The following is a 19,673-nucleotide window of genomic DNA, read 5'->3' as shown; positions in this document are numbered from 1 at the left end:
ACACCGACGGGAGACGCCATGTCTGAAGCGGATGCCCGCGCACCGCGCGCTCCTGTCGTCGAGGCGGTGATGTCGCATCGCGAGATCCTGTTCGTGATCTTCGGCCTGATGGCGGGCATGTTCCTGTCGGCGCTCGACCAGACGATCGTGGGTACGTCGATCCGCACGATCGGTGACGACTTGAACGGCCTCAGCCAGCAGGCGTGGGTGACGACGGCGTACCTGATCGTGTCGACGATCTCGACGCCGATCTACGGCAAGCTGTCCGACATCTTCGGCCGGCGGCCGCTGTTCATCTTCGCGATCGTCGTGTTCATCATCGGGTCGATCCTCGCGACCTTCTCCACCTCGATGCTGCAGCTCGCCGCGTTCCGGGCGATCCAGGGCCTCGGCGCCGGCGGCCTCATGTCGATGCCGCTGGCGATCATGGGCGACATCCTCGCGCCGCGCGAGCGCGCGAAGTATCAGGGGTACTTCCTCGCGGTGTTCGGCATCTCGAGCGTGATCGGCCCGCTCGTCGGCGGCCTGTTTGCCGGCGCAGAGGAGATCCTCGGGATCGCGGGCTGGCGGTGGGTGTTCCTCATCAACGTGCCGATCGGCCTGGTCGCGCTGATCATCGTGCTGCGGTTCCTGCACATCCCGAAGCAGCCGAGGCATTCGGTGCGGATCGACTGGTGGGGCGCCGCGTTCGTGATCATGGCGCTCGTGCCGCTGCTGCTCGTCGCCGAGCAGGGCCGCGAGTGGGGCTGGGGCTCGGCGATCTCGATCGCCTGTTACGTGATCGGCGGCCTCGGCATCATCGCCTTCGTGATCGCCGAGACGCTCATGAAGGACGACGCGCTCATCCCGCTGAAGCTGTTCCGCTCGTCGACGTTCTCGATGGCGACCGTGATCGGCGTGTTCGTCGGCTTCGGCATGTTCGGCGCGATGATGACGATCCCGCTGTACCTGCAGCTGGTGCTCGGCTCGACGCCGACGCAGAGCGGCCTCGAGATGCTGCCGATGATCCTCGGTCTCATGATCGCGTCGATCGCGAGCGGGCAGATCATCGCGCGGACCGGCCGGTACCGGATCTTCCCGATCCTGGGCACAGCCCTGCTCGCCGGCGGGTTCTTCTGGCTCACCAAGCTCGAGTACGACCGCTCGTACTGGTTCATGGCCGGCGCCATGCTGCTCGTCGGCCTCGGTCTCGGGCAGCTCATGCAGACCCTCACCATCGCCAGCCAGAACTCGGTCGGGCTACGCGACATGGGCGTCGCGACGAGTTCGTCGACGTTCTTCCGGCAGATCGGCGGAACCCTCGGCACCGCCGTGCTGCTCTCGCTGCTGTTCACCGTGCTGCCCACGAACATCCAGGCCTCGCTCGCCGACGACGACACGCTCACCTCTGCGTTGGATGCCGCGCTCGACCCCGACGTGGCGAACGACCCGGCGAACGCCGCGATCATGGAGCAGATCTACGCCCCGATCGTCACCGGCGTGACCGACGCGACGACCGCGCAGATCGAGGACGGTCTCGCGCAGGCGGAGGATGCTGCGACCCAGGCGGTCGCGGATCAGGTCGCGGCGGGGGAGATCCCCGCCAGTGCGCAGGATGCGGCCACGGAGCAGGCGGTCGCGCAGGCTCAGGCCGAGGCGGCAGCGCAGATCAAGGAGGAGATCCCGGTCGCGCAGATCGCCGACGACGGCACCGTGACGCTCGACTTCTCGGACGACGACGCCCGCGCCGCATTCGTCGCCTCGGTCGCTCCCACCCTGGAGGACCAGTTCGCCGAGTCGTCGGAGGACTCCTCCGGTGACAGCGGAACCCTGGACGACACGTCGTTCCTCACCGGCGCCGACCCGCGGCTGACGAAGCCGTTCCTCGTCGCGTTCAACGACTCGACAGTCACGGTCTACTGGGTCGCGATGTGGGTCGTCATCGTGGCATTCATCCTCACGCTGTTCTTCCGCACCCCGCCGCTGCGCGACAAGTCAGCGCTGCAGGAGGCCGCGGACGACGCCGCGATGATGGCGCAGCGCGCAGCGAACGAGACCGGCGCGCTGGTCGAACCGGTCGCCGTGACGACCGGGTCGCTGCGCACGATCACGCTCGAGGACGACCCGCCGCTGACTCGCAGGGACCTGCGCGGCCAATAGACTGGAGGGCACAAGCCTCTGTAGCTCAATGGAAGAGCTGCTCCGTCCTAAGGAGAGGGTTGGGGGTTCGAGTCCCTCCAGGGGCACACTTGTTTTTCGCCTGTGATCAGGGATTCTTCTAAGGTCAGACCACTCGAAAAGTCGTTTTTGCCCGCTTTTTGCCCGCATTCTGAAAACTCCGAGGCCGGATTCGAGGCGAAAACAACGCCCTCCACGATGCTTCGTTTGGCGTCTCAGATCGCCAGAATGGAGCGTTTCGGGCGTGCGGAGCCTCGTCGAAAAACTGAGCAATCTGCACTCTAAGGCTTTGACGGCCGGGCGTAGCGGGTCTGCGGACCTGTCGGCAGCGCAACGAGCGGCATGGCGGCGTTGAGTCGCGTCGCGACTTCGTCCAGATCGTCTTCAAACAGATCGGCGTAGGTGTCGAGCGTCATCGCCGCCGATGCGTGCCCAAGCATCCGCTGCACCGCCTTCACGTTGGCGCCCGAACTGATCGCGAGCGACGCGGCGGTGTGGCGAAGGTCGTGGGGGGTCACCCGGGGGATGGACGGGTCGGCCGCTTGCGCACGCTTCACCGCGTTCGCAAACCAGCCTTGGGCGCCGGAGTTGCGCATGTGATTGACTCCGTCGCCGAACAGCAGTCCCTCGGGTCCCTTGCCAGCGCACGCCTGCTCGATCATCGGCGCGAGCCGCTCGGGGTAGGGGACGGAGCGCTTCTCATGCGTCTTGGGAGTGCCGACGTGGATCTCGTAGGCGATCATCACCGCGTTCTCCTCGATGACGAAGCGTTTGCGCAGGCGGTTCACACTCCGAACGCGGAGTCCTGTCGCTTCGCCCCAGCGCAGGCCCGTGTACGCAAGCGTCAAAACGAGCGTCGCATGCGCCGAGCATGCCGCCAGCGTCGCCACCTGATCGTGAGTGAGGTAGACGCGACGCTTGCCCGGTCCCTTCCGGGGGAGGCTGCGCACATGTCGCGCCGGGTTACTCGCGAGGCGACGATCGTCGATCGCGACGTCGAGGATGCCGGCGAGCACTCCGAGAGCGCGCAGAACCACCGTCCGCGATTTCTGCGTCGCGAGGTCGGACACCCAGTCCTGCACTTCGGAGCGCCTGATCGACCAGATCTCGCGGTCGGCCCACACCGGAGCGACATGGTTCGTCCACGCTCGCTCGAGCGTCATGTAGTACGACGGCTTCGTCATCGGCGGCTGTTTGGATCGCAACCAACTGTCTGCGAACATCCGCACCGGCACTCGGGACGCCGCCGGATCGATGTACTCGCCCTTTGACTTCGACACCGTCACCATCGAGAGGTACAGCTTCGCTTCGCGCATCGTCGTGAACCCGCGCTTCTCCGCCTCGCTACGATCCGGCTTGCGGTAGCGCACGCGATAGCGGCGGCCCTTCACCGTTTCGTACGGGGTGATGGTGCCCATCTCGACCTCCACTCATGCCGGGTTGACGGTCAGTATCGAGTCAGTGTCGGACACAGCGAGCGCTTCGTCAACGACGCTGGAACGCGATGCATGACGACGGCGGAGAACGTCGCAAACTGTCGACGGGGACCGGGTGCCGTCCCTCCGAAGCCGACAGCGTAGCGATCGCGCGCGGCTTCGTGCCGGGCTATCGCGGCATGTACTGCTCGCTCGCTTCGCTCGGTCCGCGATTCCACTTTCCCGGCACTCCGCCGCGCCCGATCGCTGGTGGGCTAAATGTCGAAAAGCAGAGCGGGGGCCGTGCGTCGGTCATGAGCTATGGTCACGGATCTCAATGTCGGAGGGGCGCATCAGACTGATCTACTCGCTCGACCGGCGGGTTTCCCGACCGAATGGAGCACTCCATGACCGACGCCAACTACACCGCGATGCTGATCATCCTCGATCGCTCGGGTTCCATGAGCCTTGTCCGTGACGACATGATCGGCGGGATTGAGCAACTGATCGCCACACAGGCTGGCCAGCCCGGGATGCTAACCATCGATGTCGTGACGTTCGACACCGAGATTGAGGTGACTCATCGCTTCGCTGATCCCAAGTCCATCAAGGTCGAGCTCGTTCCCCGGGGTGGTACCGCGCTCTACGACGCGGTGGGGTGGTCGTTCAACGGGTTCGGCCAGGCGCTGGCTGAACTGCCTGAGCACGCGCGCCCGGGCTTGGTGCTCGTCACCATCGTGACCGACGGTGAGGAGAACAGTTCCCGTGAGTACACCGCCGAGATGGTGACCACGATGATCGAGCACCAGCGTGAGGTGTTCGACTGGGACGTTTCTTTCCTTGGCGCCAACCAGGACGCGGTCGAAGCGGCTCGCAAGATCGGCATCCAGGCCGAGGACGCGATCGACTATGACCTCGGAGCCGTGGGCGCGGTGATGAGCGCGCACGCTGCCAAGCTCAGCCGGCGCCGTCAGGGCAACCGGACGGGTTACACGGCAGAGGAGCGCGGAATCGCACGGGGAGACAGCTCCGGCTCATAGTTGGCGAGCAACGGCCACGAACGGCGGCGCTGGCGCGCGGTGTCGAAGCCCCGGGCGTGCTCTCGTCGAGGCGCCCGCTACGATCGGCTGGGGGAGACGGGGAGGATGGCAGCCGCCGTCCATCCAAACTTTGTCGGGCGCTCAGCAATGTCGTTGGTCACCCATAGACTGATCAACTTTCCGATTCGAGGAGGAGGTGGCCGTGAGTTCAGCGCGAGAGCAGTCAGAGCGCTACAAGCTGTCCTTCACGACCGGCCGCCTGTTCCTGCAGAACGCTTCCCTCGCCGCTGAAATCTACGGTCGACTTCATGACTGGCGAGAGGTGCGCGAGGCCATCGACTCCGCGAACCTTCTCCAGAGCCGCGCATCCCGGAGCGCAACTCGTATGGGCGGGGAGCTGATTCAGAGGCTTCAAGAGCTCACCGACGCGGAGGTTTCGCTGCTCGCAGTCGTTACAGGAGAGGAGCGCGCTCAGTTGATGTGGGTTGCTACCTGTCGCCGCTACTCACTCATCGGCGAGTTCGCCGAGGAGGTGCTTCGTGAGCGCTTCCTTCAGCTGGCCGCGGATGTGCTGCCGGAGCACTTCGACTCGTTCATCCGTGGGAAGGCGCTCTGGCACGACGAACTCGGCGAGGTCACGTCGAAGACGATGCAGAAACTGCGCTCGACCGTCTTCCTCTTGATGCGCGACGCGGGTCTCACCGGTGATGACGGCAGAATCATCCCCGCCGTCCTATCGAGGCGCGTGCGCGACGAGCTCGCGAAGCGCACGCCGAGTGACGTCCGCTTCTTTCCAACAAGGGAGGCGGCATGACCACGCAGCAGGTCTTGGAGCAGGAGCAGCACCTCGTGTCGGTGCTCGGAAGTCGCCGATTCCTCGAGATGGAGGGGCTCGGCAACGAAGTGCCGTTCTTCATCTACCCCTACGACCCCGAAGACTCGCTGGCCGTCGCGGCAGCAAAGAAGCGTCTCAAGAACAAGCTGAAGAACGAACACGGCGTCACCGTCCTGGAGATCAACCTCTACGACCTCACGGTCGAGATGCTCCAAGCGCGCGGTGTGTGGGAGCGGCTCCTGAAGCTCGAAGTCGAACAGGGGAAGGACGCACTCCTCAAGCCGCTGCAGAACATGCTGGATCCGGGGTCGAAGCTGATCCCGGCGATCAAAGAGCGACTCGACGCCGCGTCCTACGACATTCTCTTCCTCACAGGCATCGGCGAGGTGTTCCCTTACATCCGCTCGCACAGTGTTCTGAACAACCTGCAGACTGTCGCGACGAGCAAGCCGATGCTCATGTTCTTTCCCGGTGACTACAAGCAATCGGGAACCTCCGGCTCATCGCTCGTGCTCTTCGGGCGACTCAAAGACGACAACTACTACCGGGCGTTCGACATCCGGGATCGGGAGGCCTGACGGTGAAGCTCCATGACATCTTCGAGAAGGACATCACTCGTCCGATCGACGGCGTGATCAAGGCCGACGATACGACCCACCTCGGTACGGAGGTCGAGGAGTATGTCCTCACCAAGGAGGCGGAGACGGCGCTGTCGAACCTTCTGGAGGAATACACCAACTACAGCAACGCGAACGGAGTCTGGATCTCGGGCTTCTTCGGCTCGGGCAAGTCACACCTGCTTAAGATGCTGGCGCACCTGCTTGGGGACGTCGACGGCCAGGACTTCCCGCGCGCGCAGGTCTCGGACAGCTTCAAGACGAAGACGACCGACAACTTCCTGAAGGCCTCGCTCAAGAAGTCGGAAGGCATCCCAGCCCGCAGCCTTCTCTTCAACATCGACCAGGTGGCCGACGCCCAGGGCGGCGACAAGACCGACGCGATCCTGAAGGTCTTCATCAAAGTCTTCAACAACAGTCGCGGCTACTACGGCATGCAGCCGCACGTCGCCCGCTTCGAGCGCGATCTCGACTCCCGCGGGCTCCTTCCGCAGTTCATAGAGACGTACCAGCGGATCGCCGGCATGCCGTGGACTGAAGGGCGGGAGCTCGACGTGCTGGAAGAGCCGAACGTTGCCGCCGCCTACGCAGAGATCTCAGGCACTGCCACGGGCGCCCCCGAAAACATTCTGGAGAAGTACCGCGATTCGTACCGCGTCGACATCGACGAGTTCGCAAATGAGGTCGTCGCCTGGCTCGACAAGCAGGGGCCGGGTATGCGACTCAACTTCTTCGTTGACGAGGTCGGCCAGTTCATCGGCGAAGACGGGAAGATGAAGCTGCAGCTCCAGTCCATCGTCGAGACGCTGAACACGAAGGCGAAGGGCCGCGCCTGGGTGTTCGTCACGAGTCAGGAGGCGATTGACCGGATCGTCGGCGACCAGTCGGCGCAGCAGGCGTACGACTTCTCGAAGATTCAGGGCCGGTTCAAGACGCGCGTCAGTCTCTCCAGCGCCGATGTCGAAGAGGTCATCCGCAAGCGCCTCCTGGCGAAGAATTCGACTGGGGTGATCGAGCTGAAAGCGATCTATGCGAAGGAGTCCGGCAACTTCAAGACTCTCTTCGACTTCGTCGGGGGACGCACCTATCCCAACTACCCGGACGAGGCGCGCTTCGTTTCGACCTACCCCTTCGTGAACTACCAGTTCCCGCTCTTCAGCGCCGCACTGGTCGGCCTGTCGGAGCACAACGCGTTCACCGGCCGGCACGCCTCGGTCGGCGAACGATCAATGCTCGGCGTCGTGCAGCAGGTCGCGAAGGAGCTGGACGGGGCTGAGGTCGGCCAGATCGCCGCGTTCGACAACCTCTTCGCCGGCATCCGCGACACCGTTCAGGCGGCGACGAAGCGGTCGATTGACGTGGCCGAGAAGAACCTTCCGGATCAGGAGTCTGATGTCACGAAACTGGCTGTCCGCGTGCTCAAGGCGCTGTTCCTCGTCAAGTACGTTGATGGGTTTCGGGCGACTGCGCGGAACCTGACGGTACTTGTATACGACCGTTTCGGCCGCAACCTCCAGGAGCTCTCGAAGAACGTCGAGGAAGCGCTCGCGCTGCTGGAGACGCAGACCTATGTGCAGCGCAACGGCGACACGTACGAGTACCTGACCAACGAAGAGCAGGAGATCGAGAACGAGATCAAGATCGTCGATCTTGACAGTTCCGAGGTCGGCAAGCGGCTCTTCGAGATGCTCTCGCAGGACGTTCTCAAGACCCCGAAGTTCCGGTACAAGACGGGCAAGGGGGATTACCTCGACTACAGCTTCGGCTACCGGATCGATGACGTCAGCTATGGTCCGCAACACGCACTGACCGTCCACTTCTTCACACCTGGCTACCCGCACGTTCTGCAGACGATCCGGGCGCACAGCACAGGTCTCGACGAGGTCCGGGTTGTCCTCGACGCGGATGCGGGACTCTTCGGTGATCTGCGCCTCCTGCTGAAGACCGAGAAGTACGTCAAGCAGAAGCAGAATGGATCGCTCACGGCGGTGCAGCAGCGCCTCCTCGGGGCCAAGGCGCAGCAGAACCTTGAGCGGAAGAAGGAACTGCTGGAGCGCCTGCGCCGCGCGATCGGCAAGGCAACCCTCATCGTCTACACGGTTGACGTGGAGTCGAGCAGCGAGGTCGCCGACACTCGCGTCTTCGACGGCCTGAGTGTGCTGGTTACGAAGGCCTACCCGCAGCTCTCGCTCCTCGGCGGCAAGGTCTACATCGAGTCCGACATCCAGAAGTTCGTTCAGGCGCCCGCCGACGGTCTCGTCACGGTCGACACTGCACTGACGGATGCCGCGAACGAGGTCTACTCGGTCGGTGTCCAGCAGCGAGCCAACATCGGCCAGCAGGTCACGGCCAAGACGATCGTCGATCAGTTCACCGGGAAGCCCTACGGCTGGGACCAGACCTCGATTCTGGTCGTGATCGCCTACCTCTTCGGCGGCTCACGCATCACAATCGAGCACAACGGGAACCTGCTCAAGCGCACCGAGATGCCGCCGCTGCTCAAGAACACACAGCAGCTCGTCAACCTCAAGATCGGCGTGCAGAAAAGCTACGACGAGAAGAAGGTCACCGCCTTCCGCAAGTTCGTCACCGAGTTCTTCGACGAGGGCGTCACGCCGAAGGACCCGCTGGAGCTGGCACACTTCGGCGCCGACAAACTGAAGGACCAGCTGGGCAGGCTCAAAGAGGCGCGCGCCGCCTACGACTACCCCTTCATCGCTCAGCTCGACCCCTCGATCACCCTGCTGGCGAGCGTCGCCGGAAAGACCGACGAGTGGTACCTGACTGAGTTCGCACAGGCGGACGAACTGGTAGAGGCGAAGGAGACCGTGCTCGACCCGATCCGCGCCTTCCTGAAGGACGATCGAAAGACGATCTACGACGGAGTCCGCAGGTTCCTCCGAGATGCGAGCGACAACCTCGGCTATCTCCCCAAGGGAGCGGCCGAACCGGTGCAGGTGCTGTTGGATGATCTCGCCGTGTTCCGGGGACACCGGATCGTGGATCTTCAGCACCAGGCCGACGCGCTGCGGCAGCAGGTCGGTGAGCTTGTCAAAGACGAGCAGGGCAAGGCGGCTGATTCGATAGAGCAACGCCGCATCCAGCTGCAGCGCACCGCCGAGTACAACGAGGCGAACGAAGCCGCGCAGGGCCGGGCGCTCGATCGCGTCGACCGCGCGATCCAGCAGGTGTGGGAAGAGACCAGCATCTCGAAGATCAAGCTCGCGTCCAACAGCTTCGCGACGTCGACCTTCCCATCCCTCGTCGCCGATCTCGCCGCCGCGCGCCCCGTGGTCGATCTCGCCGGTGGCGAGCCCTCGGGCTTCGCGAACGGAGGGGAGGGGCCGATCTCGCCGAAGCCCCCCACTGTGCCCCAGCCGAAACCCACCGTGGCCATTTCGCAGATCGACGTCGCCGGAGGAAAGTTCGTGCTCACGAGCGCTGCGGATGTCGACGAGTACGTCGAAGCGCTCCGCGCTGCGCTCCAGTCCACAATCGCCGAGGGGAAGCGGATCACGCGCTGATGGAGACTGCACCGCTCAAGTCCTTTGCCACGAAGGCGCGCACCGATCTGATCAAGGAAGTGGGAGCGCGGGTCTCCGTCGTTCTCGCGGAGAACTCGCTAGCACGCGTCGAGTCGCTTGCCGCCGTCCGCCGACTGGAGGAGGCAATCGTCAGAGACGGGCGCGACCAGGTGATCGACCGGGTTGCCTATACCTGGTTCAACCGGATCATCGCGCTGCGCTTCATGGATGCGAACGGCTACACGCCGTCCGCGATAGTCTCGCCGGAAGCGGGCCGCGCGACTGGTCAACCAGAGGTGCTCGCCGAGGCGAAGGCGGGCTCCTTAGACAGCTCCGTCGTCCCGGAGAAGACGCAGGAGACGATCACTGCGCTCTTCAACCGAACCCGCCCGAGCCAAGACCCTGACGGGGAAGCCTACGGCTTGCTCCTCGAGGCGTACTGCCGCTCATGGCACAAGGCCATGCCGTTCATGTTCGAGCGCGAGGGCGATTACACCGAGCTGCTCATACCGGCCGCGCTGCTCGCTGTCGACTCGCTGCGGGACCGTGCGGTGAGGACCCTCACTGAGGAGGTATGCCGCGACGTCGAGGTGATCGGATGGCTCTACCAGTTCTACATCTCGGAGCGGAAAGACGAGGTCTTCGACGGATTCAAGAAGAATAAGAAGGCCGGCGCCGCCGAGATTCCTGCCGCTACCCAGCTCTTCACTCCCCACTGGATCGTGCGGTACCTCGTAGAAAACTCGGTCGGGCGACTCTGGCTGCTGAACAACCCCTCCTCCCGGCTGGCCGAGCAGATGGACTACTACATCAAGCCGGTCGACGAGGAGACGGACTTCCTCAAGATCGCGAAGCCGGAGGAGTTGAAGATCATCGACCCGGCGGTCGGTTCGGGGCACATGCTCACGTACGCCTTCGACCTGCTTTACGCGATCTACATGGAGAGGGGCTATGACCCCGCAGAGATCCCGGGCCTGATCCTCCAGCACAATCTCTACGGGACCGAGATCGACCCCCGCGCCGGTGCGCTCGCCGCCTTCGCCCTCACAATGAAGGCGGCCGCAAGGCGGAAGCTCTTCCTGAAGAACCCTGTCGCGCCGAACGTTCGCGTGCTCGAGGCCATCCACTTCGACCTCGCTGAACTCGACTACCTTTGGTCACTCACCGACGGCGCCGGACTCACACGCAGCGACGCGGACGAATTCTGGAACGCGTTCGAGCACGCCGACACATTCGGCTCACTCATCCGGCCGAAGGAGCAGCTCACCGCGCCGTTGAAGTCGGCAATTGAGGGGGCCCCGACAGAGCGCGATCTACTGCACGGCGAAACGCTCGGGAAGGCCGGGGCCGTCCTCGCGCAAACGGCGTACCTTTCGAAGCGGTATGCCGTCGTCGTCGCGAATCCTCCATACATGGGAACTGCGAGTATGGGCGGCCCGCTAGTCGAGTTTGCTGCCAGGAACTTTCCCCAATCCAAGAACGATCTCTTCGCTATGTTCATCGAGCGCAACCTTCTGCTTGCGCTCGCTCGTGGCGAGGTAGGCATGATCACAATGCAGTCTTGGATGTTCCTCGCGGCATTCCAGGCGCTCCGGGCGCTGCTTCTTCGTAGCCACGCAGTGAACACCATCGCCCACCTCGGAGCTGGAGCGTTTGAGTCGATTGGCGGGGAAGTTGTCACCACGGTGGCATTCACGGTCCGGGCCGGCGCGGCCGTGGGCGAGACCTCGGTTGCCCGCCTGGTAGACATCTCTCCCGCAAGCGCGAAGGATGCCACTTTCCGAGCCCTGGTTTCGGCACCCGACGATCCGCGATGGTTCAAGAAGAACCTTCGCGACTTGCTAAACGTCCCAAGGAGTCCGTTTGCGTACTGGTTCTCACACGAAGTCACCAGCTTGTTCGGGAGCGGGCGCTCGGTTGGTTCAGTCGCGGAGACCGCAAAGGGCATGGTGACGGCCGACAACGCATCGTTTGTGCGCCAATGGTGGGAGGTCGAGTTCGACAACATTGGATTCGGTGCCGATACGCGCAAGGCTGCGGAGGCGCTCGGGAGTCGATGGTTCCCGTACGCCAGGGGCGGGAGCTATAGAAAGTGGTTCGGCAACGTCGATGCCGTTGTCGACTGGTCCCACGATGGGCGCGCTATTCAGACCACGATGACGCCCGACGGCAAACGAGTCCGCGCCACAAACACCAATCTGACTCGAATCTTCAAGCGTGGGATCAGTTGGAGCAGCATAACGACTGGCCGGCCGTCGTTCCGGCTCGTCGATCAAGGGCACTTGTACGACGCGGCCGGCGGGATTTGTCAATCCTCCGCCGATCTCTACCTGATGGGGTTGATGAACTCACGTGCTATCGAAGCCGTGCTCCACGGCCTTAATCCGACGATCAACTTGCCGCCCGATTATGTGGGTGCGGTTCCCGTGCCCGAGAGCGGTCCCAGCGATGCCATTGACCGCGAGGTGTCGCGCGCGGTCGATATTCAGCGAGCAGAATGGGGTTCCCGGGAGACAACGTGGGAGTTCGAGGGGATCGACCTAAGCGATCACGGAGGGCGCCTTCCTGCCATCCTCGAGCGGCGGCGGGCCCGATTCTCGGCGGGTCAGGTGGAGCTCGACGCTCTCGAACGCTGGCTTGACGCGTACTTTGATGCAGAGCTCGGTGTTAGGAGTGAGACTGCCCCCAAGTCTGCGAATGCCTGGGCAGAAGACGTCTACGCGATCGCTGATGCCGTTCTGGACTTCATCTCCTACGCAGTCGGCTGCATGTTCGGGCGCTACAGTCTCGACGAGCCGGGGCTGATCCTCGCCGACCAGGGGAACACGCTTGGGGAGTACGTGGCGAAGGTCCCGAATCCGTCGTTCATGCCAGACCACGACAATGTGATCCCGATCGTCGATGGCGATTGGTTCGAGGACGACATCGTCGCCCGGTTCCGCAAGTTCCTTCGCGTGGCCTTGGGTGAGGAGCACTTCGAGGAGAACCTGCAGTTTGTCACCGAGTCGCTCGGGGTGAAGGACATCCGTGACTATTTCGTGAAGTCGTTCTACGACGACCACGTCAGGCGGTACAAGAAGCGCCCGATCTACTGGCTCTTCCGGAGCCCGAAGGGTTCATTCAGCGCCCTGATCTACTTGCACCGCTACAACCCCTCCACAGCATCGACTGTGCTCACCGGCTACCTCCGCGAGTTCATCGGCAAGCTTGAAGCCAATCTCGAGCACCAGGGCCGCGTCGCCGCCGGCATGGGCGGTGCGTCACCGCGTGAAGTAGCTGCCGCGCTGAAGGAAGCTGACCGGATCCGCAAGGTCCTGGTCGAGCTCCGCGATTACGAGCACGACGTGCTCTTCCCTCTGGCGGGCCAGCAGATCGCCCTCGACCTCGACGACGGCGTACTCGTCAACTACCAGAAGCTAGGAGCCGCGCTCAAGGACATCGGTCTGAAGAGGGGCGGCTCCGGTGAGTGACATCGGCGTCCTGAAGAAGGGGCTCGCCGAGCGCTTCGCGAGCGGCAGGAAGTCGGGTGACCGTCACATCGTCTTCTGGCACGATCCGGAGGGCGACTACCAGGCCGACCTCGATCAGCTCGAGGCGGAACTCGACGAAATTGAGGTCATCCGGGTCGACGGTGACGAGTATGCGGTCAAACATCGGCTACTGAAAGAGCAGCCAAACCAGGCCTTCATCGTCTACCGCAAGGGCCCCATCCCCGGCGGCGTGGGCAATTGGCTATGGGACCTCGAACTCGCCTACGGAGTCTTCACCGCTGATCGCGCCTCGATGGACGCGCAGGATCTCGGCCTCCCGCTCTCGATGCAACCGGTCGTCGCTCAGCATCCGAAGTTCTTCAACAGTGCCGATCGCAAAGCAAAGCTCAAGGGGCTACTCAGCGCCGACGACGACCGCACGATGCTCCGCGCAAAGATGAGTGCAGTCGCGCTCGGGCTCAAGGCACACAGCTTCGGTGAGCTCACCAGGGCTCTTCTCATCGAGAATGCCTCGGGAGCGTCGGTTGGCTACGACGCGCTCCATTCTTACGGACTGACTGATTTCTACTGGGAAGGCGCCAAAGGAATCTACGGCTACGAGTCGCCGGATCCGAAGATCGGCGACTTCGTCGAGTGGGTGTTCACGCAGGCGAATACCGACTTCGGTTCCGCTCGAGTCGGGCTTCGACACGATTACAGCGCGTGGCGGAATGATGTCCGGAGCCGCGAAGCAATGGCAGCGCTTGCCCGCCGCGTCGAGAGAGACCTCGGCGTCGAAGCCCAGATCGCCGATCGTGACTACCACGAGGTGCTCAATTCCGATGTCTTCGAGGCGATCGACTGGAAGATCATCGGCGACCTCGCCCTCGGCGTCAGCAACCAGAGCCTCACCGTCCGCGACCTGCAGGAAGCGGAGAGAGCCCGCCAGACCACCTTCTGGTACACCCTCGATCCGTCAATCCGCGCGCTCTACACCGCCATCCGCTCCGCCGCCGAACTGCTGCATGACATCAGCACACTGAGCGTCGCAATTGCTGACTTCGACGACGGGCTCTCGAAGTACAAGGACCGCTGGTACCGCATAGACCAGCGTTACCGACAGTTCCTTCTCGCCACTCACGCCACCGAACACGCCGATCAGCTCGCCCCACTCATCGAGCAGGTCGAGCTGTACTACACAAACAAATACGTCTTCCCGCTCGCAACCGAGTGGCAGAAGCAGATCGATGCCGTTCAGTCATGGAAGTCGGTCGCGTACCGGTCGCAGGGGTCATTCCACAAGTCGTTCGTTGACCCGATCGTCTCGCAAGGACGCCGCGTCGTCGTCGTCATCTCCGACGCGCTCCGCTATGAGGTCGCCGACGAACTCGCCTCCGCCCTGCGGAGCGATACGAAAATCGCCTATGACGCGAAGGTCGACATCATCCTCGGTGCCCTTCCGAGCTACACGCAGCTGGGCATGGCGTCCTTGCTTCCGCACACGACCATCGGATTTGCGGGCAAGGGAAGCGACGTCGTCGTCGACGGTAAGCCGGCCGGCGGCCTCGTCAACCGAACGAAGATCCTCGACGGAATCGGCGGCACCGCCATCAGCGCCGAGGACGTGCTCGCGAAGAAGATCAAGGACGAGCTGCGGCCCTATCTGCAGCAACACAAGATTGTGTACGTCTACCACGACACCATCGACAAGCGCAGCCACAAGCTCGGCGCCGAGTCTGGTACTCCCGAGGCGGCGAGAGATGCCATCGCAGAATTGACGAAACTGATCGGCAATCTCACCTCCGCCGACGCGAACGTGCTCATCACCAGCGATCACGGGTTTCTCTTTCAGGAATCGAAGATCGGCGATGGCAGCAAACTAGATGAAGAACCACACGGTGACATCAAGTACCGAGACCGACGCTTCCTGCTCGGCGAGGACTTCAAACAGACAGCTTCCTTCAACACGTTCGCCTCATCACAGCTCGGGCTCACCGGCGACTGGCAGGTGCACATTCCGAAGTCGATCTACAGACTCACGCAAAAGCTCCAGGGTGCCGCAGATCGTTTCGTCCACGGTGGCGCGACATTGCAGGAGGTCGTCGTGCCTGTCGTCACCGTCACCCGCAAGGGCAAGAGTGAGGCGAAGCCGGTCGACGTGCAGATCAAGCCCAAGAGCGACGTGCTGACAAACGCGATCGTGCGGATCAGCCTGCTGCAGGCCGAACCCATCAGCGAGCGCACCCACGCGCGGGAGCTCCGCGCTGCCTTCTACTACGGCGACGCCCTGATCTCAGACCAGGTGGTCGTTGTCTTCGCCGCGACGGGTGATGAGCGGGATCGCCTGCAGGAGATCAAGCTTCAGATCCGCCCCGACGCTGGAGTGCCGCTTGGCGCGCAAGTCGAGCTCCGACTCGAACAGCCGAGCGCGAACAGCAATTCGTGGCAGGCGCCTTACAAGCACATGTTCACGAACCGGATCACGGCTACGCCAGACTTCTAAGGGGAGGAGGATCCATGACGAACCTCGACGAGGCACTTAGCGATCTCGGTGTAGCCGAGGATGAGGAGGTCTATGTGCCTGCCTTCACCGACGAGGAGTCCGACCTCGATCGGAAGGTGAATGACCTCTTCGCCGGATCCGTGGTCCGCAAAGACCTCGTCAAAGCGGTGCGCGGCAACGCCGTTGTGCCCGGATATGTGCTCGAGTACCTCCTCGGCCAGTACGCCGCCTCTGACGACGAGGACACCATCCAGGACGGCATCGACATGGTGCGCAGCATCCTCGCCGAGCACTATGTCAACCGGAACGAGAAGGTACTGATCCAGTCGACGATCCGCGAGAAGGGCAAGCACCGGATCATCGACCGGGTCACCGTCGACCTCAATACGAAGCAGGACTTCTACGAGGCGTCTTTCGAGAACCTCGACATCAAGGGCGTGCCGATCGACGCCAACACCGTGACGAACAACCAGAAGCTGCTTGTTGGCGGCGTCTGGTGCATCTGCGACATCGAGTATCAGCCGAGTGACGGTCCGACCGAGCCGTGGGTGCTCGCGAACCTCAAGCCGATCCAGATCGCCGGCGTCGACTTCGATCGCTACTACGCGGCGCGCGCATCGTTCACGACGGACGAGTGGATCGACGTCCTGATGCAGTCGATCGGGCTCAACCCGGACCAATTCAGCCGCAGAGGCAAGCTCATCGCCCTCACCCGGCTCATCCCTTTCGTCGAGCGCAACTACAACCTCGTCGAGCTCGGCCCGAAGGGCACCGGAAAGTCGCATACATTCAGCGAGCTCTCGCCGAACGGTGCGCTGATCTCCGGTGGCGAGGTCACAGTCGCAAAGCTCTTCGTCAACAACGCGAACGGCAAGCTCGGGCTGGTCGGCTACTGGGATGTCGTCGCCTTTGACGAGTTCGCGGCGAATCGCCGCACCGACCAGAACCTGGTCAACATCATGAAGAACTACATGGCGAACAAGCAGTTCAACCGCGGCAACCAGCCGCTCGGGGCTGAGGCATCCATGGTCTTCATCGGCAACACGTCCCACACCGTGCCATATATGCTGCAACACTCCGATCTCTTCGACGAGCTTCCTGATTCATACCGCGATGCTGCGTGGCTCGACCGCATTCACCACTACATCCCCGGGTGGGAAGTGTCGCCGATCCGCTCAGAGATGTTCTCTGACGGTTATGGCTTCGTTGTCGACTACCTTGCCGAGATCCTCCACTCCAAGCGATCGGAGGATTTCTCCGATAAGTACCAGGCGCACTTCACACTCGGCTCTGACATTTCCACCCGCGACCGCGACGGCATCAACAAGACCTTCTCCGGCCTCATGAAGCTCATCCATCCGACGGGAACTGCCACTCCGGACGAGATGGAACAGGTGCTCGCCTACGCCATCGAGGGCCGCAAGCGAGTCAAGGATCAGATTCTGCGCATCGACGCGACCATGCGGGACAACCCGCCGCGCTTTGGCTACCAGGACGCGCTCGGCGCCTGGCACGACGTCGTCACGGTTGAGGAGAATCAGTACCCGCAGCTGTACCGCCGCGATTGGGACACGGAAGCCCTGGGCTCCGGAATCGCTGGGAGCGACTTGCCCACCTACACTCCGCCGGCGCCCACACATCAGCCGTATTCCGTCGTCTCAGTTGCCCCGCCGCTGCCGATTGTGCCCGATGGTAGCGATGCACCCGTCGTTCCCGACGCCACGACGCCGCTCTTCGAGGGCATCCGTGACTTCAAGGCGGGGCAGACGGGTGTGTCGTATGAGAACGTGATTTTGCCCTACGTCGTGGGTGCCGCAAAGATCACCGTCATCGACCCCTACATCCGGATGCCACACCAAGTTCGCAACGTCGGAGACCTCCTTGGGCTTATCGCTCTCGCCAAGGGGCCGGCCGATGAGGTCGTCGTCGAACTCGTCACTACGCAGACGGACAAGGATCACTTGAAGAAGGACCAGCTCGAGCGCCTCGTTGCTTTGCGCGAAGCTGCACTGAGCTTCGGCGTCAACCTGGACATCCGGCTTGTCGATGGCATCCACGACCGTTCGATCGTCACTGACCACGGCTGGCGAATTCTTCTGGGGAAGGGCCTCGACATCTGGGAGCCTCCGACGAATGCGATCGCAGAAGCTCGACAGGAGTTCCGGCGCATCAAATCCGACACGACCTTCACCTACGCCCGCACGCCGATCGAAGGCGCGTGACGGTGGCGGGTCTGCATCCAGCACAGGCAGCGCTCCAGGAGGTCGTCCGAGGGCGCCAGGTGGGGAACTGGGAGCTCACGGAGCCGCTGGGGCGCGGAGGCCAGGGCACGACGTGGCGAGCCATCTGGAAGAGGGAGGACCACTCGCTTACCCGGGTGGGTGTGGCCGGCGGACGACTCAATCGTGGCGTCATCAAGCTGATGCTGCCGCCCGCCCCGGATGAAGTGCCGATCCCGCCAGCCCGATTCGACGCCTGGCTCGCGGGTGAAGTGAAGGCCTTTCTTTTCGAGGCGATGGTCCTGAGCAAGATCGACAGTCCGTACATCCCTGGCGTCTTCGAGGCCGCGACGCAGCAGACCCAGGCTGGCTGGGATGTGCCGTGGTTCGCGACCGAACTCATCAGCGGGCGCAGTCTCGCGGAGCAAGTCGGCACGGTCGGGCCGATGGATCAGAACCAGCTCCTCGATCTCGCGCACGATATCGTCGCCGCCCTCGTCGCTATTCATCACGTCGGGCTCGTCCACCTCGATCTCAAACCAGACAACGTCATGCTCGAACCGGGCAGGGCTCGCCTCATCGATTTCGGGCTCGTCACGAAGGCGAACCAGAAGGGGCGCCTTGGCGGGACACCCGGCTTCTTCACCCCGGAGCAACTCGACGAAGTGATCGAAGAGCGGGATTTCGCGCCCGCTGCCGATGTGTTCAAGCTCGGGGTGACTCTCGCGATTGCCGCGGGCGTCCGGCTGCCGGACATCTGGGGCACGGACCCATTCGGTGAGGACGAAACCGTTCGCCGTGCGATGCGTAAAGGCGCCCAACTCGTGTCCTTGAAACCCGTACTTCGAGACCTGATCACGCCGATGCTCGCCTTTGACCCGTTCGCGCGCCCAACTGCGGCCGCCGTGCTGGAGCAGGTTCGCGATCTGCTCCCTGCCGGGAATTCGAAGGGTTCCGGCAAAGCGCAGGGTGGTGGGGCAACGGCGCCCCCTGCACTGCCGAAGCCGCCACAGCCTGCCGACAGACCAGCACGTGCCGCAGCCGCAGGCCAGCCGGTGCCCGCCGCAGCCGGGGTCGGAAACGCGAACCTCGGCGCGAGGGTCGTCGTGGTTGATCGCCTCGGCCTCGACTGGACGGGGGTCGTCGTCGGTGTCGACACAAAGCGCCCCGGCAACATCCTCGTGAAGCACGAGTCGACTCGTGGCGCCGAGAACGTCCGCTCGTACCCGCTGAGCCAAGTGGTCCGCGGTACACCGCTGAAGTAGGTCGGTCGCCATAGTTGGTGGGCACTCCGCCGCTCGCCGTACCGCCCGCATGATCGTCTATCGCGGATAGATCCGCGACAGGTCTAAATGCGGTGGCGCTCCGGCGTCTCGTGCAGGACGGGCGCCGAATACGAGTCGGCAATCCGGTCGAAGAAGTACACGTAGTATCCGCTAATGGGTGTATCGCCCTCGCGAAGGTACACCGCCTTGGGGCTCGATTCGTGCGGCTGCTGCAATGGTGTGCTGAATGCTGTCGGAATGCCCCCACCGGGGAAAACGGGCATGCGATACCGCTTCCCGTCGATCGGTCCGCCGAGCATCACCGCGGGCACGTGCTCGAGTTCGCTGTCGTGGAATGTCTTATTGGCCATGGATCTCTCCTCTTCGTCAAGCTGCATCGACGATGCCGAGGGACGGGTGGCACCACCACCTCCCCAGCTCGGGAAAGTCCATCAGACTACATCAGGCCACCGACATTGACATGAGCAAGCCAGGAGCAGTGTGGCTTCGCGCGTTGCCGGATCGGGCTAGGAATCGAAGCTCGCGCCTGGAACGGTGATCTGGACGACGGCACCAGAAACTGCCGCGTTGCATCCCCTCAATGGGAGAAGCTCTGATAGTCCGACTT

General features: G+C 63.2%; 11 protein-coding genes and 1 tRNA gene. 10 read left to right on the top strand and 2 right to left on the bottom strand.

Translation table 11 applies throughout. The features are described 5' to 3' along the window. Window positions 1-18: 18 nt before the first annotated feature. Together Microterr_RS09765 and Microterr_RS09760 are read left to right on the top strand one after the other, a co-directional pair. Window positions 19-2,139, top strand: a complete 2,121-nt coding sequence (locus Microterr_RS09765; RefSeq protein ID WP_263798139.1) for an MDR family MFS transporter — start codon at window positions 19-21, stop codon at window positions 2,137-2,139. 14 nt (window positions 2,140-2,153) lie between these two features. After that, window positions 2,154-2,225 (top strand) — tRNA-Arg (locus tag Microterr_RS09760). Between the two features lie 213 nt (window positions 2,226-2,438). Here Microterr_RS09760 and Microterr_RS09755 read toward each other — a convergent pair. Next, on the bottom strand, window positions 2,439-3,575 hold the full coding sequence (locus Microterr_RS09755; RefSeq protein WP_263798140.1) for a tyrosine-type recombinase/integrase: 1,137 nt from the start codon (window positions 3,573-3,575) through the stop codon (window positions 2,439-2,441). Window positions 3,576-3,979: 404 nt separating this feature from the next. On the opposite strand from Microterr_RS09755, the gene Microterr_RS09750 reads away from it, so the two are divergent. The 8 genes from Microterr_RS09750 to Microterr_RS09715 all read left to right on the top strand — a co-directional run bounded on the left by Microterr_RS09750 (window position 3,980) and on the right by Microterr_RS09715 (window position 19,045). Further along, complete coding sequence (locus Microterr_RS09750; RefSeq protein WP_263798141.1) at window positions 3,980-4,612, top strand: vWA domain-containing protein; 633 nt, start codon at window positions 3,980-3,982, stop codon at window positions 4,610-4,612. A gap of 202 nt (window positions 4,613-4,814) precedes the next feature. After that, window positions 4,815-5,426, top strand: a complete 612-nt coding sequence (locus Microterr_RS09745; protein ID WP_263798142.1) for a DUF1819 family protein — start codon at window positions 4,815-4,817, stop codon at window positions 5,424-5,426. Beyond that, window positions 5,423-6,025, top strand: coding sequence for a DUF1788 domain-containing protein (locus Microterr_RS09740; protein ID WP_263798143.1), 603 nt, complete (start codon window positions 5,423-5,425; stop codon window positions 6,023-6,025). Before Microterr_RS09745 ends, Microterr_RS09740 begins: the two co-directional genes overlap by 4 nt. Window positions 6,026-6,027: 2 nt before the next feature. After that, complete coding sequence (gene brxC / locus Microterr_RS09735) at window positions 6,028-9,588, top strand: BREX system P-loop protein BrxC (protein ID WP_263798144.1); 3,561 nt, start codon at window positions 6,028-6,030, stop codon at window positions 9,586-9,588. Then, entirely contained in the window at window positions 9,588-13,058 is a 3,471-nt protein-coding gene (pglX, locus tag Microterr_RS09730; RefSeq protein ID WP_263798145.1) for a BREX-1 system adenine-specific DNA-methyltransferase PglX, read from the top strand. Before brxC ends, pglX begins: the two co-directional genes overlap by 1 nt. Next, on the top strand, window positions 13,051-15,561 hold the full coding sequence (gene pglZ, locus Microterr_RS09725) for a BREX-1 system phosphatase PglZ type A (RefSeq protein WP_263798147.1): 2,511 nt from the start codon (window positions 13,051-13,053) through the stop codon (window positions 15,559-15,561). The genes pglX and pglZ overlap by 8 nt, the downstream gene beginning before the upstream one ends. Window positions 15,562-15,575: 14 nt before the next feature. Next, entirely contained in the window at window positions 15,576-17,783 is a 2,208-nt protein-coding gene (gene brxL, locus Microterr_RS09720; protein WP_263798149.1) for a BREX system Lon protease-like protein BrxL, read from the top strand. Between the two features lie 161 nt (window positions 17,784-17,944). Beyond that, window positions 17,945-19,045: a serine/threonine-protein kinase gene (locus tag Microterr_RS09715; RefSeq protein ID WP_281974198.1), complete on the top strand. Its 1,101-nt coding sequence runs from the start codon at window positions 17,945-17,947 to the stop codon at window positions 19,043-19,045. Window positions 19,046-19,128: 83 nt separating this feature from the next. On the opposite strand, the gene Microterr_RS09710 is transcribed toward Microterr_RS09715, so the two are convergent. Continuing rightward, window positions 19,129-19,416 (bottom strand): hypothetical protein, encoded by a 288-nt coding sequence (locus tag Microterr_RS09710; RefSeq protein WP_263798151.1) that lies wholly within the window; start codon window positions 19,414-19,416, stop codon window positions 19,129-19,131. Between the last annotated feature and the right edge of the window lie 257 nt (window positions 19,417-19,673).

Source organism: Microbacterium terricola (genome assembly GCF_027943945.1).
Lineage (GTDB): Bacteria > Actinomycetota > Actinomycetes > Actinomycetales > Microbacteriaceae > Microbacterium > Microbacterium terricola.
Note: the sequence above shows the minus strand (reverse complement) of the source record. Positions and strands in the feature narration are given on the sequence as shown.

What these genes read in the sequence shown, in the direction of transcription:
- Microterr_RS09765 (WP_263798139.1), top strand. Translation starts at nt 19, where the DNA reads ATGTCTGAAGCGGATGCCCGCGCACCGCGCGCTCCTGTCGTCGAGGCG.
- Microterr_RS09755 (WP_263798140.1), bottom strand. Translation starts at nt 3,575, where the DNA reads ATGGGCACCATCACCCCGTACGAAACGGTGAAGGGCCGCCGCTATCGC.
- Microterr_RS09750 (WP_263798141.1), top strand. Translation starts at nt 3,980, where the DNA reads ATGACCGACGCCAACTACACCGCGATGCTGATCATCCTCGATCGCTCG.
- Microterr_RS09740 (WP_263798143.1), top strand. Translation starts at nt 5,423, where the DNA reads ATGACCACGCAGCAGGTCTTGGAGCAGGAGCAGCACCTCGTGTCGGTG.
- pglX (WP_263798145.1), top strand. Translation starts at nt 9,588, where the DNA reads ATGGAGACTGCACCGCTCAAGTCCTTTGCCACGAAGGCGCGCACCGAT.
- brxL (WP_263798149.1), top strand. Translation starts at nt 15,576, where the DNA reads ATGACGAACCTCGACGAGGCACTTAGCGATCTCGGTGTAGCCGAGGAT.
- Microterr_RS09710 (WP_263798151.1), bottom strand. Translation starts at nt 19,416, where the DNA reads ATGGCCAATAAGACATTCCACGACAGCGAACTCGAGCACGTGCCCGCG.